This window comes from Microcoleus sp. BR0-C5 (genome assembly GCF_036705045.1).
Lineage (GTDB): Bacteria > Cyanobacteriota > Cyanobacteriia > Cyanobacteriales > Microcoleaceae > Microcoleus.
On sequence record NZ_JAUBTR010000057.1, the window covers coordinates 23,713 to 46,056 of the forward strand.

General features: G+C 46.7%; 29 protein-coding genes and 1 pseudogene. 16 read left to right on the top strand and 14 right to left on the bottom strand.

Annotated elements, in window-relative coordinates; translation table 11 throughout:
- Positions 1–19 precede the first annotated feature (19 nt).
- Positions 20–313, top strand: coding sequence for a hypothetical protein (locus QUB08_RS22915; RefSeq protein ID WP_333227408.1), 294 nt, complete (start codon positions 20–22; stop codon positions 311–313).
- Positions 314–562: 249 nt separating this feature from the next.
- On the opposite strand, the gene QUB08_RS22920 is transcribed toward QUB08_RS22915, so the two are convergent.
- From QUB08_RS22920 to QUB08_RS22935, 4 genes are all read right to left on the bottom strand, one after another.
- Positions 563–967 (bottom strand): transcriptional regulator, encoded by a 405-nt coding sequence (locus tag QUB08_RS22920; RefSeq protein WP_333227409.1) that lies wholly within the window; start codon positions 965–967, stop codon positions 563–565.
- Positions 951–1,250: a type II toxin-antitoxin system HigB family toxin gene (locus QUB08_RS22925; RefSeq protein ID WP_333227412.1), complete on the bottom strand. Its 300-nt coding sequence runs from the start codon at positions 1,248–1,250 to the stop codon at positions 951–953. Before QUB08_RS22925 ends, QUB08_RS22920 begins: the two co-directional genes overlap by 17 nt.
- A 300-nt stretch (positions 1,251–1,550) precedes the next feature.
- Positions 1,551–1,949, bottom strand: coding sequence for a type II toxin-antitoxin system VapC family toxin (locus tag QUB08_RS22930; protein ID WP_333227413.1), 399 nt, complete (start codon positions 1,947–1,949; stop codon positions 1,551–1,553).
- Positions 1,950–1,975: 26 nt separating this feature from the next.
- Positions 1,976–2,140 carry a hypothetical protein gene (locus QUB08_RS22935; RefSeq protein WP_333227415.1) on the bottom strand — a complete coding sequence of 55 codons (165 nt, stop codon included), beginning with the start codon at positions 2,138–2,140 and terminating at the stop codon, positions 1,976–1,978.
- Positions 2,141–2,159: 19 nt separating this feature from the next.
- Between QUB08_RS22935 and QUB08_RS22940 the strand changes: the two genes are divergently transcribed.
- The 3 genes from QUB08_RS22940 to QUB08_RS22950 all read left to right on the top strand — a co-directional run bounded on the left by QUB08_RS22940 (position 2,160) and on the right by QUB08_RS22950 (position 3,036).
- Positions 2,160–2,420 (top strand): hypothetical protein, encoded by a 261-nt coding sequence (locus QUB08_RS22940; RefSeq protein ID WP_333227417.1) that lies wholly within the window; start codon positions 2,160–2,162, stop codon positions 2,418–2,420.
- Positions 2,421–2,542: 122 nt separating this feature from the next.
- Positions 2,543–2,746 (top strand): hypothetical protein, encoded by a 204-nt coding sequence (locus QUB08_RS22945; protein WP_333227419.1) that lies wholly within the window; start codon positions 2,543–2,545, stop codon positions 2,744–2,746.
- Positions 2,743–3,036: a type II toxin-antitoxin system RelE/ParE family toxin gene (locus QUB08_RS22950; protein ID WP_333227421.1), complete on the top strand. Its 294-nt coding sequence runs from the start codon at positions 2,743–2,745 to the stop codon at positions 3,034–3,036. Before QUB08_RS22945 ends, QUB08_RS22950 begins: the two co-directional genes overlap by 4 nt.
- A gap of 131 nt (positions 3,037–3,167) precedes the next feature.
- Here QUB08_RS22950 and QUB08_RS22955 read toward each other — a convergent pair whose 3' ends face one another.
- Complete coding sequence (locus tag QUB08_RS22955) at positions 3,168–4,184, bottom strand: adenosine kinase (protein WP_333227423.1); 1,017 nt, start codon at positions 4,182–4,184, stop codon at positions 3,168–3,170.
- 138 nt (positions 4,185–4,322) lie between these two features.
- Between QUB08_RS22955 and QUB08_RS22960 the strand changes: the two genes are divergently transcribed.
- The 4 genes from QUB08_RS22960 (at position 4,323) to QUB08_RS22975 (ending at position 7,799) form a co-directional block, all read left to right on the top strand.
- A complete protein-coding gene (locus QUB08_RS22960) occupies positions 4,323–5,882 on the top strand; it encodes an AAA family ATPase (protein ID WP_333227426.1) in 1,560 nt (519 codons plus the stop codon).
- 86 nt (positions 5,883–5,968) lie between these two features.
- Positions 5,969–6,295, top strand: coding sequence for a hypothetical protein (locus QUB08_RS22965; protein ID WP_333131183.1), 327 nt, complete (start codon positions 5,969–5,971; stop codon positions 6,293–6,295).
- Positions 6,296–6,476: 181 nt separating this feature from the next.
- Entirely contained in the window at positions 6,477–7,271 is a 795-nt protein-coding gene (locus tag QUB08_RS22970) for a YdcF family protein (RefSeq protein ID WP_333227428.1), read from the top strand.
- Between the two features lie 294 nt (positions 7,272–7,565).
- The gene (locus QUB08_RS22975) at positions 7,566–7,799 is read left to right on the top strand and encodes a hypothetical protein (RefSeq protein ID WP_242722513.1); all 234 of its coding nucleotides are present in this window, start codon (positions 7,566–7,568) and stop codon (positions 7,797–7,799) included.
- A 138-nt stretch (positions 7,800–7,937) separates the two neighbouring features.
- On the opposite strand, the gene QUB08_RS22980 is transcribed toward QUB08_RS22975, so the two are convergent.
- A complete protein-coding gene (locus tag QUB08_RS22980; RefSeq protein WP_333047607.1) occupies positions 7,938–8,171 on the bottom strand; it encodes a ferredoxin-thioredoxin reductase variable chain in 234 nt (77 codons plus the stop codon).
- Between the two features lie 273 nt (positions 8,172–8,444).
- Positions 8,445–11,216: a DUF3536 domain-containing protein gene (locus QUB08_RS22985; protein WP_333227430.1), complete on the bottom strand. Its 2,772-nt coding sequence runs from the start codon at positions 11,214–11,216 to the stop codon at positions 8,445–8,447.
- 552 nt (positions 11,217–11,768) lie between these two features.
- Between QUB08_RS22985 and QUB08_RS22990 the strand changes: the two genes are divergently transcribed.
- The 6 genes from QUB08_RS22990 to QUB08_RS23015 all read left to right on the top strand — a co-directional run bounded on the left by QUB08_RS22990 (position 11,769) and on the right by QUB08_RS23015 (position 13,993).
- The gene (locus QUB08_RS22990; protein WP_333227432.1) at positions 11,769–11,987 is read left to right on the top strand and encodes a hypothetical protein; all 219 of its coding nucleotides are present in this window, start codon (positions 11,769–11,771) and stop codon (positions 11,985–11,987) included.
- Positions 11,977–12,120, top strand: coding sequence for a nucleotidyltransferase domain-containing protein (locus QUB08_RS22995; RefSeq protein WP_333227434.1), 144 nt, complete (start codon positions 11,977–11,979; stop codon positions 12,118–12,120). The genes QUB08_RS22990 and QUB08_RS22995 overlap by 11 nt, the downstream gene beginning before the upstream one ends.
- Positions 12,121–12,354: 234 nt before the next feature.
- Positions 12,355–12,615: a DUF4160 domain-containing protein gene (locus QUB08_RS23000; RefSeq protein ID WP_333227436.1), complete on the top strand. Its 261-nt coding sequence runs from the start codon at positions 12,355–12,357 to the stop codon at positions 12,613–12,615.
- 3 nt (positions 12,616–12,618) lie between these two features.
- Entirely contained in the window at positions 12,619–12,900 is a 282-nt protein-coding gene (locus tag QUB08_RS23005; protein WP_333227438.1) for a DUF2442 domain-containing protein, read from the top strand.
- Positions 12,901–12,956: 56 nt separating this feature from the next.
- Positions 12,957–13,454 (top strand): DUF4365 domain-containing protein, encoded by a 498-nt coding sequence (locus tag QUB08_RS23010; protein ID WP_333227440.1) that lies wholly within the window; start codon positions 12,957–12,959, stop codon positions 13,452–13,454.
- The gene (locus tag QUB08_RS23015) at positions 13,451–13,993 is read left to right on the top strand and encodes a hypothetical protein (protein ID WP_333227442.1); all 543 of its coding nucleotides are present in this window, start codon (positions 13,451–13,453) and stop codon (positions 13,991–13,993) included. The genes QUB08_RS23010 and QUB08_RS23015 overlap by 4 nt, the downstream gene beginning before the upstream one ends.
- 9 nt (positions 13,994–14,002) lie before the next feature.
- Here QUB08_RS23015 and QUB08_RS23020 read toward each other — a convergent pair whose 3' ends face one another.
- The 7 genes and pseudogenes from QUB08_RS23020 to QUB08_RS23050 form a co-directional block, all read right to left on the bottom strand.
- Complete coding sequence (locus tag QUB08_RS23020) at positions 14,003–14,467, bottom strand: GNAT family N-acetyltransferase (RefSeq protein WP_333227444.1); 465 nt, start codon at positions 14,465–14,467, stop codon at positions 14,003–14,005.
- A gap of 22 nt (positions 14,468–14,489) precedes the next feature.
- Entirely contained in the window at positions 14,490–15,323 is an 834-nt protein-coding gene (locus tag QUB08_RS23025; RefSeq protein WP_333227446.1) for a class I SAM-dependent methyltransferase, read from the bottom strand.
- A complete protein-coding gene (locus QUB08_RS23030; protein WP_333227448.1) occupies positions 15,320–16,138 on the bottom strand; it encodes an alpha/beta fold hydrolase in 819 nt (272 codons plus the stop codon). Before QUB08_RS23030 ends, QUB08_RS23025 begins: the two co-directional genes overlap by 4 nt.
- Positions 16,139–16,170: 32 nt before the next feature.
- A complete protein-coding gene (locus QUB08_RS23035; protein WP_333227450.1) occupies positions 16,171–17,370 on the bottom strand; it encodes an FAD-dependent monooxygenase in 1,200 nt (399 codons plus the stop codon).
- Positions 17,371–17,450: 80 nt separating this feature from the next.
- A complete protein-coding gene (locus tag QUB08_RS23040; RefSeq protein WP_333227452.1) occupies positions 17,451–18,047 on the bottom strand; it encodes a Uma2 family endonuclease in 597 nt (198 codons plus the stop codon).
- A gap of 206 nt (positions 18,048–18,253) precedes the next feature.
- A complete protein-coding gene (locus QUB08_RS23045; RefSeq protein ID WP_333227454.1) occupies positions 18,254–18,502 on the bottom strand; it encodes a hypothetical protein in 249 nt (82 codons plus the stop codon).
- A 447-nt stretch (positions 18,503–18,949) separates the two neighbouring features.
- A pseudogene (locus QUB08_RS23050) lies at positions 18,950–19,117 on the bottom strand (TGS domain-containing protein); the annotation flags it as partial.
- A gap of 64 nt (positions 19,118–19,181) precedes the next feature.
- Between QUB08_RS23050 and QUB08_RS23055 the strand changes: the two are divergent.
- Both QUB08_RS23055 and QUB08_RS23060 read left to right on the top strand, forming a co-directional pair.
- Positions 19,182–21,743 carry a TIGR03032 family protein gene (locus tag QUB08_RS23055; protein ID WP_333227456.1) on the top strand — a complete coding sequence of 854 codons (2,562 nt, stop codon included), beginning with the start codon at positions 19,182–19,184 and terminating at the stop codon, positions 21,741–21,743.
- A 295-nt stretch (positions 21,744–22,038) separates the two neighbouring features.
- The coding region (locus QUB08_RS23060; RefSeq protein WP_333227458.1) for a VCBS repeat-containing protein at positions 22,039–22,344 on the top strand (306 nt) is incomplete at its 3' end.

Below are 22,344 nucleotides of genomic sequence, written 5' to 3' on the forward strand. Positions count from 1 at the left end.
CTTTCGGAGGAACAGTCGAATGCTGACTCTAGACATCCAATCCATACTCAATTCTATTCCCCATCAAATGCCCTGGCAAGACATCGTACAATTTGAAAAACTAGACGATCGTGTTGCCATTGCCAACAATCTTTGTGCCAATATTATTGGTGTCAACGAAAATACTATTGAATGGTGCCCCGACGAACCGCCAAATCATTTAGAAACGCTCGTTTGGTGGTGGGTTGTTCGTCCCGATTTAGGAGCGGCGATTGCCAAAGAAGCTCCTCAAGAACTCAAACAGATTATTAGTCAGTATATTTTGCAAAATTGACAAAAATTAACGATAAAACAACCTAGATTTACGTTTTATTGTCCTACTGCTACCTGAGTGCGATCGCCCTTCCCCCCATCCGCATCCATCAGCGTGTATCTGCGGTTCAAAAGTGCGATCGCCCGTTCCCCCATCCGCGTCCATCCTCGTGCATCTGTGGTTCAAAAGAGCGATCGGCGAAGCTATCCCCTAGGGAATCGGCTTTCATCCATTCCCTTTTATCTGCCTGCATCTGCCATTAAAAAGCTATTAATGAGCAAACAAACTCGGCTCTACATAAAAAAAACTACCAAGAATCACAGCCTGCTCTTTGCCGATCTCTCGCTCACCATTAACCAAAGCATACACTCCTTCTTCAGATCCAACAATTCCCACCAAATCCGCAGGTTTTAGCGAGCGCTGTTCCATCAAAAATAGCAACAATGAATTAGGGGTAGCTGTGACTCCCGGTGCATAATATTCTTGCTCAAATTTTTCAATCAATGCAATCAACAATTCATATAACTCATCTTCTTCAGGAGTGCGATCGCGACGGTGCATTAACTCTTCCACAATAGCCAAAGCCTTTTCATTCTCAACTTCTGTTCTAATGATTTTCGGCTGATACTGAGACAATAACTCTGTGTATTTATCTGGATTAAAAATAAGGGTCATTTTTCCAGTTCTCCTTATCATACTCAGCATGAGTAAGAATGTATTTGATATAAATCAATTGGCTTTCATAATCGATACTAACTATTAATCTATAATTGTTGCCTTTGATGTTGAAAACGGTAAAACCTCCAACTGCTTCTGCTTTAGGAAAAACAGATTGCACCTCAACTAAATTTGACCATTTGGCTTTTGTAGCAATTTTAAACCAGTTATCCAAGACTTCCCGACAATCAGCATGACTTTCGCTATATTCACGCACTCGCCGATAGCTGATTATGTGCATCTGCTATATTTGGCAATTTTAACTAAATTCTATCTTAGCTAAACTAATTTATTTTGTCAAGAGTGGATGTGCCGAGCGCTATAGAAGCTTTTCAAGAACTCAAACTATCAGTCAGTATATTTTGCAAAAATGACAAAAATCAACGATTAAACAACCTAGATTTAGGTTTTATTGTTCAACTGCTACCTGAGTACGCGCTGTAGCTATCCCGTAGGGAATCGCCCTTTCCCTCATCCGCGTCCATCAGCGTATATCTGCGGTTCAAAAGAGCGATCGACCTTCCCATGCTCACGCTCTTGATTAAGGGGTGGGGATAACTTGAATCAGCCCCGTATAAAAAGCTGTGTCGTAGGTAATAGCAGGCAAATTTTCGAGTTCAGCTTGTGCCATAATCATCCGGTCAAAAGGGTCGCGGTGGGCAATGGGCAGACTGCCAGCGCGGAGGGCATGGGCTGAAGTTATAGCTAATTCCCTAAATTGGGATCGGTGGAGGATTTGCGAATATTCCTCCACAATCTGTTTGGCTTCGGGAAGTTTACCGATTCGATATTGGGTGGCTATTTCCCAGGCCCAAACAGTGCTAACAAAGATATTAAAATCGGGGTTGCGAATGATATCGCGGCATTTGGCATTGAGTTTGAGGTTGTCAAAAAGCCACCACAGCAGAATATGGGTGTCGATAAGGTAGCTTATTCCCATTGTTCGAGTTCCTCGAATGGTAGCGGCTAAAAAAAAGCATCACCGAGTTGTCCTGTCAGTAAACCAGGGGTGCGTGGCTGTGGGCATTCTCGTCTTAATCCGAGGCAAAAGTAGTGAATCAAATCATAGATTTCTGCGAGTTTATCTTCCGGGATGTCTTGTAATTCTTGAACGATTTTCTGAATTAGCATAAATCAAGGTGTCCGATAGTTGCTGATTAATCGATCGCACTACAAGAGTTGTAGCTTAGTTTATTATGGCTCATCCTACAGAGGCACAAGTCGGCGACGGGCGGAAAGGGCGATCGTCCTTTCTGCAATCAGCATCCATTGTGGCACGGGCGTCCCGCCTGTGAGTTCTCGGTTCAAAAGTACGCGCGAGCGCAGCTATCCCGTAGGCGATCGCCCTTTATCAAAAAAGTGCGATCGACCTTTGCATAGAATTATCAAAGCTTTCGGAGGTACAGTTTAATCAGGATCATCCAAATCATTTAAAAACGCTGGCGCCAGTATTGGGTTGTCCGTCCCGACTTAGAAGCGCGCTGTTAAAATAGAAGCATCATTCCCTCCCCACCCATCAATACATCAAAATCTATGAAAATAGAAGACTATCCACTTGCCAAAGAATTAATATTCGATACCGAAGGCAACATCAGTCAAGTCATTCTCAACTATACCGACTATGAGTATCTCCTGGAGGCGATCGAAGATAGAGGACTTCTCCAGGCTATGCGCCAAGTAAAAGATGAAAAGCCGTTAAGTTTACAAGAAGCACTTGCCGAACTTGATAAAGAATGAAAGTAGAATATTTGCCCAGTTTTTTAAAGGATTTAAAAGCTATTAAAAGTGCGCCTGTCTTTGAGCAAGTCAAAGCGATCGTTTTTCAGGAAATTCCCAATGTTACTGATTTACAGACAATTATTAACTTAAAAAAATTAAAAGGCGATGACAATGCCTATCGGCTTCGGGTTGGCGACTATCGAATAGGTTTTTATTTTGATGGCGAGACTATTACTTTTGTGAGGGTTCTCCACCGGAAAGATATTTATCGCTACTTCCGCCATAAATCTGTTTTCCAGATACCTTGAATTGGCTTATGTGCGATCGCCCTTTCCGCCATCAGCATCCATTGTGGCACGGGCGTCCCGCCTGTGAGTTCTCTGCAGTTCAAAAGAGCGATCGCCCTTAACACAAAAAGTGCGATCGCTCCTTTCAAATCCTAACCAGAAATCACCTGACTCAAAAGATGAGCCTGAGAACCCTCAAGCCGAGGCCCATGAATCTGCACCACCCTAGAAGCCAAATAATTGCCCCAACGAGCCGCTTGTGCAGAACTCAAACCATTAGTAATTCCAAACAAAACACCACCCGCGAAAGCATCCCCAGCACCCACAGTATCGATCGCCTTTACGGGAAATCCAGCCACATCAACAATCTGTTTGTTCTCCACCACCATGCAGCCTTTATCCCCATTAGTGATAAAAGCCAAATCCGAAATCTCGCTCATTTTCCGAGCGCACTCTTCCAGAGATTCCTCCTTAAAAAAGCTCCGAACTTCATCAGCATTGCAAAAAATTACATCGCAATATTCCGAAACCACCTTGTGAAAATCATCAGCAAATCGATCAACTAAAAAGCCATCCGAAAAAGTAAAAGCCACCTTCACACCCAGACGCTTAGACTGTTCCATCGTCTCAATGCTAGCCTTTCTCGGCTCCGGAGCATCCCAAAGATAGCCCTCAACATAACTGTACTTGCAGTGAGCCAGTCGATCGACATCAATATCAGTCGCCGCCAGAGTAGTAGAAACACCCAAATTAGTACACATCGTGCGTTCCGCATCCGGCGTAGTCAGCACTACACAAGTACCCGTAGGCCCGTTCGACTCAGCAGCAGGATGCACGTTAAAATCAATCCCCGCCGCCAGCAAATCTTGCCGATAAAATTCGCCGTTAGTATCCTTAGCAACCTTCCCCGAATAATAGGCTTTACCGCCACTCTGAGCCAAACCAATCATCGTATTTGCCGCCGAACCCCCCGATCGCATTTGTAGCGAATTGTGCTCTAAATCGTGCAAAATCCCCCCCTGCGTCTCCGAATTCATCAGCGTCATCCCGCCGCGATTCAGCCCGTGGCCGAGTACAAATTCATCTTCTACTAATGCTAGGATGTCTACCAGGGCATTTCCCACGCCAAACACATCCACGGAGCGAGAATCTTGATTGTTTTCTGTCATCAGTAATTTTTGGTTTACACTAATTATCAACTTTATAATAAATCGACTTCAAGTCCACATCTATTTTTTTTAAGTTATCTTTATCTAAATCCCCAATCCCAAATCGATTTAATCCAAAATCCAAAATCCAAAATCGCTATGACTTGTCTCCCACCTCTGATTCAGCAAATGTTGCAGCCCGGGTTTTACCCGCACGGCGTGACAGAACCAGTGCAGCTAATTCAGACTCACGCTTCCTTTGTCCTGCTGACAGGAGATTATACTTACAAAATCAAGAAACCAGTAAATTTTGGCTTTTTGGACTATTCAAGCTTGGAGAAACGGCAGCATTTCTGCACTCAAGAATTGCTGATGAACCAGCGCACAGCACCGGAAATTTATCTAGAAGTATTGCCAATTGTTGTGACTGGCGATTCGTTTAAATTTGGCAGCAGTTCACCTGCTATAACTCCGGCTGAAGTTACTGTAGAATACGCGCTGAAAATGAGGGAATTTCCTCAAGATTCGCTGTTTATCAGTTTGTTGGAATGCGGACATTTGACCGAGCAACTTATGGCAGATTTAGGGCGCGAAGTTGCCAAGTTTCACAGCACGGCAATTAGTAATAGCTACATTCGCACATTTGGCGAAGTCAGTCAGATTCGTGCCGCAATAGACAACAATTACCTGATTTCGCAAAAATATATCGGCGGGCCGCAGACTCAGACACAATATCAGGAAACTAAAGATTATACGGATGGGTTTTTTGCGGAAAATCAAGATTTATTTAACCTGCGGATAGTCACTGATAAAATTCGCGAGTGTCACGGAGATTTGCACTTGCGGAATATAGCATTGTGGCAAGATAAAATATTACTGTTCGACTGCATTGAATTTAACGAGCCTTTCCGCTTTGTTGATGTCATGTACGATGTCGCTTTTACAGTAATGGATTTGGAATCGCGGGGGCGCAGAGATTTAGGCAATATTTTTCTCAATACTTACATCGAACAAACAGGCGATTGGGAAGGAGTGCAACTGCTACCGCTGTATTTGAGCCGTCAAGCTTATGTTAGAGCAAAAGTAACTTCGTTAATGTTGGACGATACTTCGATTCCAACTGCTGAAAAAGCACAGATTTTACAGACAGCAGCTCATTACTATAAATTAGCTTGGGAATACACAAAAACGCACCGAGGGAAGTTAATTTTAATGTCTGGTCTGTCTGGTTCCGGGAAGAGTACAGCGGCTAGATATTTGGCTCGCCGCACTGGGGCAATTCATATTCGATCCGATGCTGTTCGCAAACATTTAGGGGGAATTTCTTTAAATGAACGCGGGGGGCAAGATTTATACTCAGATGAAATGACTGCCCACACTTATGGTAGATTGTTAGAGCTGGGGATAATTCTGGCTGACCGAGGTTGGGATGTGATTTTAGATGCAAAGTTCGATCGCCAAAACTGGAGAACGGATGCGATTAATCAGGCTCAATCCCACGGCTTGCCCCTACAAATCATTTACTGCACCGCACCAATTGAAGTATTGCGAGAACGGCTGCAACAGCGCCGGGGCGATATTACGGACGCGACGGCAGAACTATTGAGTTCGCAGCAAGCAGCTTTTGAACCTTTTACAGAATTAGAGCAAATTTCTGTAAACATTGTACATACCGCGCAAGACTTAGAGGTACAATTAAACTTGATTTGTAGGGAGTAGTTGCAGATCGATCGCCCTTCCCAATTTGATTGTCTGCTAATATTGTAAATATCTTTCTGTGTTATTACAAACACAACTTGCAGCTTATGCCAAAATTTACCGGAGACTCCAAGGGGTTTAGCCCCGCGCTGATATGGTTTGTGTTGTTTACCGTTGGGTTTCGCTTAGTAGGATGTACGCTGCCCCTGAGTCTCGGCTTGGGTGTCATCGGTGGCGTGGCGGCAGGTTTAATTGTCGCTTGGTGGCACAACGAATTACTACTCAACCCGAATATAAATCCCAAGGACAAAACCTCGGATGCTATCCTCAACAAAGAAGTAGTGCAAAGGGACGGTCATAAATATAGCAAAACCTCTAGGGGTGATGCTGCTACATTCTTTGGCTGGTTATCTGGACCCGAGGATCGTCGCTAGCACCGAAAATAGTTTTGAGTATTGAGTTGTAAGCTTTAAGTTAAAGAGTTTATAATTCACAACTCTCTACTAAAAATTAACCACTCCCGGCACTTAAATTACTAATTACAGATTAACGACTAACGATCGTTCATTTCCAATTACCCATTACCGCTAACGAGCCATTTGAATTACTTGCTTAATGTTTGTATTTCTCTCGAAACTCCTGCCGCTGTTTATTTATCCTTTGGGGTTGAGTTGCCTGTTAATGATGGCGGCTTTAATCACACTTTGGAAGCGTCCGAAATGGGCGGCTGCGCCAATTGCTGGGGCTCTAATTATTTTACTCCTCGGAAGTAGCGGTTGGGTTTCAAAATCGTTAGTTCGATCGCTCGAATGGCAAAACTTACCAACCGCCGAACTCCCCCAAGCTGAAGCGATTATCGTCTTGGGCGGCGGTGTCAAAGCAGCTTTACCTCCCCGTCCTTGGGTAGAATTAGCGGAAGCGGGCGATCGAATAATCTACGGTTCCCGACTTTACAAGCAAGGCAAAGCTTCCCTGCTAATTCTCAGCGGCGGTAGAGTAGATTGGAAAGGTGGCGGGCCTCCAGAATCGGCCGACATGGCAGAAATTGCCCAAACAATCGGCGTACCGTCATCAGCAATTCTGCAAGACCCCGATTCACACAACACCTATCAAAATGCCGTCAACGTGCGGAAAATTTTAGATGCTAAAGCTATAAAAGGGCCGGTTTTGCTAGTGACATCGGCGATGCACATGACTCGATCACTCTTAATTTTCAAGCGTCAGGGAATAAAAGCTATTGCGGCACCAACAGACTTTCAGATCACACAGCAGGATATTGCAGCATCCCAAAGCAATTGGCAAGCAGTCGCCTTGGATTTATTGCCGGATACCTATCAGTTAAACCAGTCCACTAAAGCTTTGAAAGAATACATCGGCTTAATCGTTTATCGGCTGCGGGGATGGCTTTAACAGAATTTTAGATTTTAAATTTTGGATTTTAGATTGAAGAATTTAAACTAATATCAAATCAGGTTGCATCCCAATTGTAGGGGCGGGGCGGGTTTAGATAATTTGCCTATACTTATCAAATATGTAGGCTAACCTGCCCATAAAAAAATTCATCAGATAAAATTCTGCATCAAACGGATACGATTTAAAATCTAAAATCTAAAATCTAAAATCTAAAATCTAAAATCCTATGATTCTGTGTGTTAGCTTAAAGTCATTACAGCAAATATTAGCCACAGTCGCCCCCAAACAATCATGCTGCCCCACGAGTTGCAAAACATTGCCCCAGAACCGACTCCCGCGGCCGAAATTTTTCAGAGACACCAAATAGTCCGCGAGTTTTACGATGAAATTAAGTACCGTCAAGAACTAGAACTTCACTGCCAGTGGTATTACGCTACAGCCAAGCAGCATCAGCAGGAATTGCAGAAAATGCAGGGAGATTGGAATATTTTAGGTTGGTTCAGCCGCGGACGGTCGAAAAATTAAGGATGAAACAAACAAGATGGTTTGTAGTAAGGAATTTAGTTCTGCCGATCGACTAAAAGCCACAGAAAAAACTGAACTCCTCACTACAAACTCTACAATAGTTATATGACCTCCGGCTTCAACTTTTTTTTGAGACAGCTATACTTCCGAGGATATCAATTCGACCTCATCCTCTTTCAGGTGAGCTCGAAATTTTTTGTCAAACTGAACTAGAACCGGCCAATTAGCACTGACAGGTCGGCCATGCCATTCGTGAACGATCGCCACGACTTCTCCTTCCATACCCTTAATATCAAATGGTTGACTGCGATTTTGAGGGTGGTGGTAGACAACAACAGAGTTTTTAATGCAAACGCGATCGCCAACTTTCATAGACTTATATTTAGTGTTCTCTCTTCAAAACTCTGCAAAGCCTACGGGTGCTTAACACTTGTACGCTTTGCCGACAGTCTTCTTATCTTCCCACAAGTAGAGCGAAAACTTAAACAAAGTTGGCGGTTCCCTGTCGCTGCTTCGAGCTCCAGCCGCGATCCACGTCAGCCGAAATGTTGATGATTCTCGGTTGAACCCGCAGGCCCGATCGGCCTTTAAAGCTCGATCGGGTGGATTCTCAAGGGCGGGAATTGATGCAGGCTAATCAGGAAACTATTTACTTAACTGATTTAACCAACACTCAACATCAACGGCCAAGGTTTGACCCAACTCCAGCAACTGCCGGATCGAAGACAAGTCCCAGCCGGCGCCGGAACCTGCAATCCCCAAGGCAACGGCAGCGACCACACTCTCGCCCGCCGAGGCATCTTGCAGTTGCAGCCAGCCCAAACACAGAGGCACAATTTGACTGTACAGAGAATCGAAATACAGTTCCTGCGATTTGTCCAAACACAAACCCAGACTCAGCCGATCGCCCACAGCAATCAAACGCTCGATCGTGCGGATATCAGCTTCTAACTGGACAGGCGAGAGATCCTCCGCCCCCGATCCTGCTTGCAGCAGCGCGTCTAGCGATCGCCAAATCATCTTTTCCAAAATTTGTTTGACTTCGGGAACGTTCAACCGACAGCGGAGATGGCCGCTTTCAGTGGCGATCGCCTCAATTTCGGCCAGCAGGGGTTCCACATCCTCCGTTTCCACTTCCAGGGCCTTGGCCGCCGTCAAACAGCGATGTCCCAAAGCCACCTCAGCAGCCACCTGCAACTCTACCGGCACCTGCAACTCGTCTCGGTGGAACGCCATCATCACCCCGTAATTTTCGCGGTAAACCTGAGTGTAAAGCTGATCCAACCGAGTCAAGTTTTCCTGACTCAGCAACTGCACGATCCGGTGGCGTTCCTCAGCGAATAAATCCCGCAAGCTAAACGACTGATCCCCAAACAGGCGAACCATTTCCAGAATGGCGTGGGCTGCCGAAGCTTCTTGCATAACTCCAAACAACCGCTCTTTGAGCATAGTGTACGATCGGCGGCTGCCAAAAGGCTGAATGCAGCAGTGGAAGTCCCAGCCGCCGAGGTGCAACGCAGCAAACACAAAAACCTCTTTTTCCCGCGTAATTTCCGAGGTTAACTGCAATTGACCCACAGCCAGAGTCATCGAGCCCATGCGCTGAATTTGGAAATCTTCCTGCAGGGCCTGATAGCAGTAAACTCGCTGTTCGCGGGGATATTTGGCAAAGAGAGAACTGATCGCGTAGTGGGCTGCCACTTGTTTGAGACTAATTTGGGCTGTCACCACCAGTTTGCGGTAAACTTCGGCTCCTGTTTGGAAATACTCAACGTTGCTGGGTACGAGGGCTAGTTGAGCGACAAAATCCTTTTCTAGCTGGATGCCGGTAACTTCGCCCGCCAATTCCAGCGCCCGGGCCGCGTAGCGCAGAATTTGCACGCCTTCTGGCCGCGAGATTTCTTCAAAAAACCAGCCGCAGCTAGTGAACATTAACAGGGTGTGGCGCTGCATTTCCAGCAGTCGCAGGGCGTCCACTTGTTCTCCGGCATCGAGGGGGCGCACTTGATGGCGTTGGAGGAAACTGTCAACGTTAGTGGGCGATCGATCGCGGATGACCTCAATATATTCATCTCTGGCCTTCCAGGGATCGCAAAACAGCTTGCGCCCCGCTTCTTCGTAAATCGGAATCAGTCGATCGCGCAGCCAATTCAGAGTATCCCGCAGAGGGCGGCGCCATTTGAGGTGCCATCCGCCGCCGCCACCGCAGCCGCAATCATCTTGCCAGCGATCGACCCCGTGAGAGCAACTCCAGGCCGTCACGGGTTTGAGTTCCACTTCCCAAGCGCTCGGATTTTGACTTAAATAATGAGCAAAATTCGTCACCGTCCAGCCGCGGCGGGGAAACTCTTCTGTGAAGGCGTAAGCGAGGCATTTTTCGGTACTGTGTTTGTGGTGACCGAAAGTTTCGCCGTCCGTCGCCACGCAGATTAATTGAGCCGGTCGGTGGTCTCCCCGCACTGCTTGACCCAAGCGCCCCACCAAGTGGTGGCTGCTGCTGAGAACGTCATTGAATCCCATATCCCGCGAGATCGGGCCGTCGTAGAAAAAGATATCAATGTAGGGAGTGTTGGCAGGTGGGGCAGCAGAATTTTGGGAGTGCTGGCGGCCAAAATGGTGAGTGCTCAGTGGCGAGAGTTGGTGGTCAGCCATCAACCGCATTTCTGGTTTCAAATAGCAGCGGTACGGGCGAGTCGGATCGATTTGACCACCGCCGACTTCGTGCCATTCGGAATTGTGCCCTGGTTCCCCTTCGTGGTTTTGCCCGATTAGCGGGCGGCAGCGTTCGGCTTGGGAGGGGGCTAAGACAATGAAGCGGATGCCTTCAGCGACCAAAACTTCGAGGGTGGCGTAGTCTACGGCGGTTTCGGCGAGCCACATTCCTTCGGGATCGCGATCGAACCGGGAGCGAAAATCTGCGATCCCCCAGCGAATTTGGGTGTATTTGTCTCGCTCGTTAGCCAGCGGCATGATGATGTGATTGTAGACTTGGGCGATCGCGTTGCCGTGACCGTTGAGCCGCTGACAGCTTTTGCGATCGGCCTCCAGAATCCGCTGGTAGACTTCCGGGTCATAGCGTTCCAGCCAGCTCATCAGGGTCGGCCCGATATTGAAGCTCATATACTCGTAGTTGTTGACGATCCCCGCGACTTCGCCGCGATCGTTAAGTATGCGGGCAAAGGCGTTCGGGCGGTAGCACTCGTTGTCAATGCGTTCGTTCCAGTCGTGGGCTGGAGAGGCGCTGGCTTGGCGTTCGATCGCGTCCAGATAAGGGTTTTCCCGAGGCGGCTGGTAAAAGTGACCGTGAACCGTCACGCACACCCCAGTTGCAGCAGCCACGCTGCTTTGGGTTGCAGCAACTGGGGTTGGCGAAGACAAAGGTAGCACATCGGATTGAGTTGTAGAAATCGAAACCATGCGGGCAAATCCTCACTCAAGTAGTTAAAGACAATAAAACGAGCCTAATTAGAAACTGAAACCTTACGCAGCAAGAGTTACAGCTAGGCATCTGTTAGGACTAAATTTGGCTGACAAGTTTTGATACATTTGTAGTATTGCGAGCAAAGCATTCGTTCCAAGATGCCAACCGTCGATCCCTGGGTTTTTTGCCAATGCTTTGCTGTTGAAAGAGTTAAAAAATGTAGCTTTTGCTGCTTTTTGGCACTTGCGACCCATTTCGGGTTAGTGCTTGCAGCACTTCTCATTGAGAGTTTCATTGACCTTGCTGGATTGTAAAGTCTTATTCATTAAATAGCAACTTTTCGCCGGAAAGATTTAATTTTTGGCACTAAATCTTGGCGGTTGTGGATATCGGTTTAATGCCCGATGGATTTATAGAATAAGAGTATTGCCCGAGTTTCGCATCATACTTTAGGTGCTTTTTACCTAAGTTCTGGAGAAGTTAGGCTAGTTGGGTTAGGGCGGGGCAGATTTGCTGCAAATGTACTTTCCAGAAGACTTGTAACACTGGTGCGGAGTCAAAAGGCCACAAAAAACCAAAACGGTAAGTGTTATGTTTTAACTCCTGAGAGGTATGTGGGGGCGGAGGCGGAGGAGGAGGAGAAGGAAGAGGGTTTGGACGAGAAGATGCTGCATTTGACGGCGAAGTGGGAGAGGCAATTTGCCGAGAGTGCCAAGTTAGAGGCGAGGATTCGGGAAAATCTGCGGGGGTGGAGTTATGGGAAGTGAGGAATTGCTGAAGTCCAAGCCCTCCGATATCCTGATAATTGCTACTCACCCAGGCGCGTTAAATGTGCGCGTTTTTGGTTCGGTTGCCAGGGGTGAAGCAACAGCAGATAGCGAGGTGGATTTTTTAGTATAATTGGAACCAAAACGCACGTTTTAAGCAATATTAAACAATGTATTGAGCAGATTTAGTCTTAAGCTGTTACGCATTTAAACCACTAACGAGGTCTGTAGGGTGCGTCAGCTAAAACACTTACGCTTACAAGGGAAACGAGAAAGGGCTGACGCACCCTACAATACTATTTTAAATGCGTAACAGCTTACGAAACCTGGGAAAAAAAGCCGAAAGAATTGTAGAGCAGACAATCTAATGCCAGAGCTCAGCCGATTTTTAGGCATCATCATCACGATGTACTATAACGACCACCCGCCCCCGCACTTTCATGCCCGCTACAATGAACAAAAAGCCATCATTGATATCGAAACCCTCTCAATCCTAGAAGGCACACTTTCCCCTCGCATCTTAGGATTAGTTGTAGAGTGGGCTGCCCTTCATCAAACAGAGCTCATGCAAAACTGGCAACTTGCCAGACTCCAAACACCATTAGAACCTATTGCCCCTTTGGAATAAACAATGCTCAAAGATATTAGCTCAGTTCAACCATTAGAAAACTATCAACTTTACCTCAAATTTGAAGATAACCAAGAGGGAGTAGTTGACATTAGCCAATTAATCGAATTTACCGGAATCTTCGCCCCCCTGCAAGACTTGACTTACTTTAACCAAGTCAAACTAAATCCAGAATGGGGGACAATTTACTGGGAAAATGGAGCCGATTTAGACCCCGATGTTCTCTACTCCATTGTCACCAACCAACCGATACAAATCAAGGAAACCATAACCAACATGATGTAATTTTATCTACATAGTTAAAACCAAACAGGTTAACAAGAATAATCGCTACGTAAAAAGTGGACATCAACCAACAAAAAGAACAATTCAGCAACATCTACCTGCAAGCTGTCACCACAGTTGCCGGCTATTCCCTCTACAAACCATTCGTAGACGATGATAGCGTGGATTGGGGAGTAGCTGCGAAAGGCGGGACAGGCCCCATCAGAGCACCTCGCTTAGAATTGCAGTTAAAATCTACATCAAGAGATATCCAAGACGATACCTCCATCCGCTACCCCCTCAAGCTCAAAAACTACGACGACTTAAGAATGGATAACTTCGCCATTCCCCGAATTTTAGTTGTCGTTTTAATCCCCGAAACACCCGAAGACTGGTTAACCCAGTCCGAAACAGAACTCTGCATCAGAGGCTGCGGATATTGGATCTCGCTGCGGGGAAACCGAGAAACACCAAACACAAACTCTGTCAACGTCACCATCCCCAAAACCAACCAATTTACAGTCGCCGCCCTTCAGTCAATTATGGAGAGAATTAGCCAAGGAGTTCAACCATGAAAGTCACCGTAAAAGATAGCAAAACTCTCGAAACAATCAAGCTAAATCAACTGAGAAATTACTTACAAACTCACGGCTGGCATGAAGACCAACCTTTCTTAGATAATGCCACACTTTGGCACAAACCAACAGCCGATGCAGAAGAATTTGAAATATTGCTACCTAACCGGGAAAACCTGGGAGATTATGCAGCCCGCATCCGCGAGGCAATCCAAACCCTAGAAAACGCAGAAAATCGCCCTCAAATTGAAATTTTAAGCGAACTACTTACCAGCATTCCCAACACGATAATTCAGGGAATTGTTATGCAAATTCATACCCCAAATACCCAAAAATTAAGTGGCGAAATAACTCTCCTCGGCCTTGTAGCTGACAAATTGCGGAAAATTCAAACCTCTCTCGCAGACAAAGATTATATCCTGGCGATTAAAGCTTATCAAGAACGCTTACCGATTCTCTGTAGCGGTGACTTAATCAAAGATAACAACGCCTTCATCCTCACAAACCCCCACAACTTAACTCTCGATGAATTTTGGTAAAACTAAAAGTCACGCACAGTCTATCTCGCTCAATTGTAAATGATGCGTCGTATGCTGCCAATTGCCCTGAGTCTTGAATCCCAATTTTTGATAAAACCTGTCGGCTGCTGGCGTATCTGTTCGCAACGTCAATAACTGATAATGCTGACTGGCTTCGTAAATCAGCCGATCGACCAATAAACGCCCCACCCCCTTTTCCCGCCAAACTGACTCAACATACAAATGCCGCAATCGTCCAACTTTTGGATCGTTGAAATAAGGATCTCGATTCAAGCCGCAAATTTCGATCGCTCTTTCCTGCGATAACGCTATAAATAAAGCTTCACCCACCTTGTCGAAGCAGTTATAACCATTACGATAATCTCGAACCAGTCTTTCCACAAACTGAAAACCTTGGGACAGACTTTCCTCAATTAAATGGAGAATTAATCCCTCATCAAACTCGGAAATTTTAGCGATGTGAATATGCTGCATACTTTGACAGACAAAAGATTTGTTAAGTAAGGAGTGCATCGACTTGACCAGATTTATGGGCTCTGACAAAGAACATTGTGATATCGTTCCAATAACCTGCTGCGGTTGAAGCTTCATTTATTTCTGTAAAATATTCCAGCTTGCACTGCTGCCACTGTTCATCTGACCATTTCACATTTTGAAGCCCGAATGCACTCTTGGCATTGCCAGTCCACGCAGCTTCCGCATCTTGCAAGTAGAAGCCAAATTGCTCAGTCGTGATTTCGATGTCTTCAAAGCCGATATTGTCAAGCATTTGGCAACACCTCTGCGGCGTTCCCAGTAACTCATTGGGATTCGGGATAGCAATACCGTATCTTTGTACTACTTTCCGAAACAAGACAGACGCGGTAGGCGAGGTTTCTGCCAGACAGGAAAATGCAAGTAACCCTCTTGGTTTCAGAGCATTGTGCCATCGACGCAGCGATGTCGGAATATCTGTGAAGTAGACGATCGCCGACGAACACAAAATAACATCAAATTGGCTTTCCTGGAACTCTTGCTCGTCTGCATCCACTTTCTCAAACCTGATATTCGTGAGTCCCGAAACAGCGACTTTCTGCTCGGCTTGCAGCAGCATTCCCGAAGCAAAGTCAGTTCCCAAAACACGACCTGTGGAACCAACAGCAAAAGCCGCAGCAATCGCCGCTAAACCTGTTCCAGTAGCGACATCTAAAACTTGCTGACCGGGTTGTATTTCTGCCAACTCGACTAATCGGTTTGCAGCCCGTATATGAAGATCAGTCTCGTAGTTTTGACGGTTGTTAAAGTCATTAAGAATTTGCTGTTTGTAGCTACTTAGGGAGGAGTCATTCATATCGATTCTTTTCCCAAACAAATATCCAGTTCCTTAGCAAAGGCCTCTGGCGCATCCAGCATTAGCCAGTGTCCAGTATCGGGGATCGTAGTTGTCGTCAGTGTGGGACGGAGGATGTGGAGGCTGAAGGGAAAAGTGTTTGAGGGAGCAATAATGGCGTGGGCTCGTGTTCCAGAGGCTGCAAGGTAGCGATCGAGAGCATCAACGGCTTCAAAGGCAAACATCGCGCGATACATTCCAGACAGGCAATCCTGTGGAGTCGCCGCCAAGCAAGCGAGTATCCGATCGCGCGTAGGGGCCGTGCTTCCTGTCAGCGCCTCGTTAAAGCTGGTTTCCACGGCAGCCCGCCAATCCTCCGTCTCCAGAGTCCTCTGGAAGGGGACGATCAGTTCGTACACCTCTGCAGGAACCTTGGTAAAGTCTCCAGGTGCGTCTGCCAGGATCAACTGCGCGATGCGGTGCGGTGCGCTGGCTGCTGTGGCGAGGGCAATACAAGCACCGAAACTGTGCCCGACGATCGCCACTCGATCGAGTCCCAGCCCATCCAGTACCGCCAAAACATCCGCTGCACAGGAAACGGGCGCATAGTTGCCGTCCTCCGGCGGTGCAGAATCACCGTGTCCCCGCATATCAAGGGCGATCGCGCGTCGGGTAAGGGCGACATGGGCAAGCTGGGCATCCCAGAGGTTCGCAGAAACCGCCATACCGTGCAGGAACACCACCGGCAGCGGTTCGGACTCCCCAGCAGTGACAGGGGGGCTGGCTTCGATGATGTGAATAGTGCCGATCGGTCCTTTGATAGTTGTCGATCGCATACAATTTTCTCCTAACTTTGAATTTCCTCTTTTCACACAACCAATTTTACCTGCGTTACTCCTTGGCGCAATTCATACTGTCCTTTTACCCAAAATTGTTTAATTTTTTCACCCAAAAACGGAGCCGTTTGCATCATCAATAAACGCAATAATCCATTTTTTCGCAGTTGTTCGCCTTTCCACGCTTCTTGTGCTTGAAGTTGTTGGGCGCGAATAATTTCCGGTTCGCGTTCTGCCTGAATCCGCGATAATGCTAAGTCAATATCCTCGTAATTAGCCCCTGCTTTCAATAAAGGTACAAGGTGATTGGCGGCAACAATTACATCGCGGAACGCCATGTTAATTCCTTGAGCGCGAACCGGAGACATCGGATGTGCCGCATCCCCCAAAAGTATGATTCCTGGTCGATGCCAGCGCGGACAGCGACCAACCACAACAGATAATCGCATCGGAGATTCGATCGTATCGGCACAGTTGCGGAAATGTTCTGCCATCCACCCAGGAGATAGCGATGCGAAAGTTTCTGCCCAATCTGTGTGTTTCCGATCGGTTTTGTCATCGGCCGATAGCACCCAAGCCAGATGAAGTTTTCCTGATTCTGCCCCATGAAAAACACTGAATCCGCTACCGCCATTCAGGATGGAATAAAATACATTATCCGCCACAAACTGAGGATGAGCGGCAAGTTTAAACCAGAGAACATCTATACTATTCTGCTGTTTTACTAACTCTAATTCTGCACGCTGTCGTACCACCGAGTTTCTACCATCTGTACCGATGACAAGTGCAGCAGGAATCTCTCGCCCATCTCCTAGCTTTACACCCGCAATGCGATCGTTGCTGTACAGTAAATCTTTTACGGGAACACCTGAGATAAATTCAAATTCTGGATGCAACTGAGCTTCTGAAATTAGTGTTTCTAGCAAAGGGGGTTGCGATACCAGCGTACAAGGTCGATTTGACCCCATTGGCTCATCAACTCGAAAGAGTTGCCGATCGCCCACAATGAACTCCCAGGCATCAATTTGTCGGTGTGGAACACCTTCTAGCATAGTGGATAAGCCCATTTGGGCGATCGCATCCAATCCGCTGGGCATTAACCCTTCACCGCGAAACACTCGGTAGGCATCTTTTGCAGCCTCAACCAAGGTAACAGCAATACCTCGTTTCACCAGCAGCAAGGCAAGTGCCGCACCAGTTGGCCCCGATCCTACAATTACAACTTGCATCATTGCCATTCCCCATTGCTTTTTGCCGATATTGAGATGCCAACAAAGGTGGTAACAGGGGAGGCCCAATCCCCTATTTTCAGCTATTTTTGGAGGGCCTGTTGAAAAGTCTTAACTGCATCAACATGATTCACCATATTGATGCAACGCAACAACAAATCCAAATCGATCCCTTTCACCTCCTCACTACTGGAAACCTGTTCATAATAAAGTGTATTGCCCTCTCCCCGGAGGTGATAAACCTCTAACAATCCATCTTCCCAGAACCACACTTCCTTTATCTTCAGCCGCTTGTATGCCTCCAGTTGGTTGATGCCACCACTGGAAAACACGACCTCGATCGCCAAATCGGGTAGCCTACTACCAGGAGCAAGTTTATAAGATTCATCCGCCTCTCGCTTAACGGCTACCCCTTCACTTTCTAGCGTCATTGAGCCAGTTGGAGTAAAGTCAAACCCCGCCATCAGCAGGTACAGTTCCACCAATGCGGCAATTCTCTTCTTAACGGTTTCGTGGGGTTCTCCAGGCATTAGTTTAATCTCCAGAATTCCATCCAGGAAAGAAAGTCGATATCCAGGACGGTCTAACAATTGCTCAACTGCTTTGAACTCTCTCCAAGTGAGTCCCTCAAACAGAAGGGGTGATTCTTTTCTGGGTGGTGCGATGATTGCTGCGGTCATTTGATTCTCCAGTCTATTTCCAGATGAGAAACGATCGGTTTTGGAGGGCGATTTGTTTATTATAGCAATCTTAAATCATTCAGATAAATTTGTAGGGGTAGTGCTACCCCTACTCCCCGTGCCTACCCCTATCTATCGGGCCAACCAGGCGTGGGATTGCCCCTACAATAATTACGCAAATCATTTAGGATTGCTATATAATAACTTTAAGTAGCATCCTCCACTGTAAATCCGATTTCCTGCCCGTAGGATAGTTTGAGCGTGTGACCGTCCGGCTCGCGCAAAAAAGCCCAGTAGCCGATCGGATATCCAGCATCTTTTGGTTCGTCAAGCAGTACGCCTTCTTGACGTGCTTTGTCGCAGAGACAATCCATGTATTCGCGGCTTTTGCAACCTACTCCGAGGTGTGCAAAGGGAGACAGAACGGGATGTACGGAGTCTGTTTGAATTAGCACAATTACAAACTGTAGTTTAGACTAAAAAATGATTGCAGCTAAAAGTAGCCGCCTTTGAATATCCGGCAAGCTTTTGCTCAAAAACTCAAGATAAAGAAGATTAAATAACTAATTTTGAAGACTTTTTGCGTCGAGAAACCCGTTTTTTTACAGTGGGATAGCACGGTGCCTTGGTACGTATCTTTCCTGTTTCCCAACCGGGGGATTTTCCCCTATGTTTAGGCAGTTTCGTAGGAGTACCAATTTCAACTCAAACCGATCAAATGTTGCATCCTTGCCTCGTACCAATAACTCCTATGCTGCTTGACGAAAGTCCTTTAATCGTTCACTGTTTATTTAAGGAGTGGATAGGTTTTCTTTTTCACCCTCATTCTCTCCTGGCGCGGTGGCTCTAGTTCTTCTGGAAGCCACCGTTCTCATCTTTAGTTAGTCTAAACTACAGTTACCAAAGTTCACCCAGTCCAAACTCGGATGACCATTTTTCTGAGTTAGGATTTCTACGATGTTGCCATTTTTCAAAAGTGAGTCCAGCGTCACCATCCGCCCATTTACCCGCACACCCGTACAGTGATTGCCAACCTCCGTGTGGATGCGATCGGCAAAATCCACAGGGGTTTAAAACTTACAATATATCCACCTAATTACGTACCTAAAAAATCTCTAACTACAAAGCCAATTTATGAGTTCTATTGTTCAGATTACCCCCTTAACACACCTTAATGAATGGCTGGCTGCACAGAAAATCAGCCTCGCCTTCACCACCTATCAAACCAATCGACTATTCCTGATCGGATTGAAATCTGACGGCCAACTTTCAGTCTTCGATCGCGAATTCGATCGCCCGATGGGACTATTTGCCACCCCAGAAGGCCTCGTGATGAGTACCTCTTATCAAATCTGGCAATTTGACAACCTTTGCCGTGAGGAAGTGGGCGATTATTTAGGGTACGATAAACTCTACGTTCCCAGCATCGGCTACACCACCGGCGACATCAATACTCACGACCTAATCGTAGATAAATCGCAAAACTGGGTATTTGTCAACACCCAATTTAGCTGTCTGGCAACGCGCGATCGCGACTACAGTTTTCGCCCCATCTGGCAACCGCCCTTTATCTCCTCCCTCGCCGCCGAGGATCGCTGCCACCTCAACGGATTAGCAATGGTAGACGGGGAACCCGCTTACGTCACTGCTTGTTCCCAAACCGATATTCCCGCAGGTTGGCGATCGCATCGAGGCGGCGGCGGCTGCATTATCGATATTCGTTCCAACGAAATCATTTGTAGCGGCTTAACCATGCCCCACTCGCCCCGATTTTACCAGAATAAACTGTGGGTACTCAACTCCGCTACTGGCGAATTAGGCTATGTAGAAAATGGACAATTTCAGGCGATCGCCTTCTGCCCCGGTTTTGTGAGAGGGTTAGCATTTCATAACAACTATGCGATCGTCGGACTCTCCAAACCCAGACATGAAAACTTTCAAGGATTGACATTAAGCGATCGCTTATCCGCCCAACAGCAACAACCTCAATGCGGATTGATGGTAATAGATTTAAACACAGGCAACATCGTCCACTCGCTGATATTTGAAGAAGTCGTCAAAGAATTATTTGACATTGCTGTATTGCCCGGAGTGCGGCAGCCAATGGCATTAGGATTTCAAACCGACGAAATCGAACGTTTAGTTACTTTCCCTGGTTCTAGCATTATATCAATCAGACCAGGCATTGATCAACCCCCTGAAACATCTGTCAAAATCACCGAAATGATCGAAACCGTAGGGGCAGCCCCCCGTGGCTGCCCCCCTCCAGAAACCGCAGCCTCCGCTTTCGATCGCGGCAGGGACTTACAAAAACAACGAAAATTGGCAGAAGCAGCCGCATATTTTCAAGAAGCCATTTCCCGCGATCGCAACTATATCCCAGCCTACAATAACTTAGGAAATCTCCTACAATTACAGGGAAAAATCCCAGAAGCGATCGCCCTACTCCAACGCGCCATCCAGATTAATCCTAATCTAGCAGCCACCCGCTGCAATCTCGCCAGCGCTTACCTATTGCAAGGGAATATCGCAGCAGCAAAAGCTGGATATGAAGAAACAGTACGCCTCGATCCGAATTTCTATCTCGCCTATCTCAACCTCGGAAAGTTGCACGCCTCGCGCAAAGAAACTGTCATAGCTGAAGGTTATTTGAGAGCAGCGCTGCGCCTCAAACCCGACAATACCGAAGTGAGAACAGCCCTTGAAAGCCTGACTTCTGGAAAACCAACCTTGCTAAACCCACCGCGTCAACCAGAAGAAAGGCGCTCTCCCGTCAAATATCAAGCCGTTTACAACCTCACCGCCGACAATATTTCCGCCTACGATGCCTTCACCTTTCCCAGCCTGCAAAAACGCTGGCAAACCCAAACTAAACGCGGCGAACTTGTCGGAATTTCCGCCACCATTTCCCATCAAATGGTAGGAATGGTTATTGCAGAAATGATTCCAGATACGCAGAAGCAGCAATCCTTATATGCCAGTATAATCTCCTGCTTTGTTGTCCCCAATTATCGACATCAAGGCATCGGCACAACCCTGATAAGCTGCTTAGAAAAAGAACTGATCAAATCTGGGTGTCAGCGAGTCGAAATCTCCTACAAAAGTAGTGAATTAACAGCACTAGCCCTCGAAACCCTATTAAAAAATAGGGGCTGGCTCCCCCCTCAAACCACCTTTTTATTAGCCAAAACCACCACCAAAAAAATTGCTCTCGCTCCTTGGCTGTACAAATATCCCTTACCCGATTCATTTACCGTTTTTCCCTGGAGCGAATTAACCGCGCAGGAGCGCCAAGCCATTCTCCAACAACAGGAATATCCCAACCCATTGAACCCCTTTAGCGACGAATCCAGAATCGAACCGCTCAATAGTTTAGGATTGCGCCATAATGGAGAAGTTATCGGCTGGACGATCGCCCATCGCGTCGCCCCGGATACTATTCGCTACTCCAGCTTATTTGTGCGAACAAAGTATCAAAAATTAGGTCGAGGAATATCCTTATTAGCCGTATCAATTAAACGGCAAATTGATAGTGAAATAGAGAATTGTACTTTTTCAGTCGCGGCAGAAAACGAACCAATGCTCTCCTTCCTTAATCGACATTTGCGCCCCTATTTAACCGGAATAGGATCTTCGCGCATCGCCATTAAGCTGCTACAAAAGCCTCTCGGTTTTACTAAAGCTTCAAATAGCTAAGAAGTCGTTTCACTTTGCGATCGCCCCTGACAGCTCAAAAAATTCCGGTTCCCCCCTTTATTAAGGCTAGGGGGATCTCAAGCTCACGTCCATACCCCAAATCAAGGGTTAAAAAATTCAACCAAGCAAAAGCTATACAAAACCCTCAGCCACCCCTATATTAGGAAGTAGAAGAAATTATATAAAATTTCATCCCAACTAGGGAAGAGCGGCCCCAAAACACTCAAACAACCCTTGTGGAAAGCCGCTGAGAAATCGCTAAAAATCCAAATCAGCCCATTACCATTAAAAAACCATGCCCAACTTTGCCGCCCCCGTCACCAACCCCTTCAACCTCACCAATGTGGGGGATTCCGCCGCCCCCACCTTTGTCGATATTGACGGCGACGGCGATTTAGATGCCTTTGTTGGGGCAGCTGACGGCAACACTTATTACTACCAGAATACCGGCACCCCCAACGCCCCAGCCTTTGCCGCCCCCCAAATTAACCCCAACGGACTCACCAATGTGGGGAGTTACGCCTCCCCCACCTTTGTCGATATTGACGGCGACGGCGATTTAGATGCCTTTGTTGGGGCAGCTGACGGCAACACTTATTAC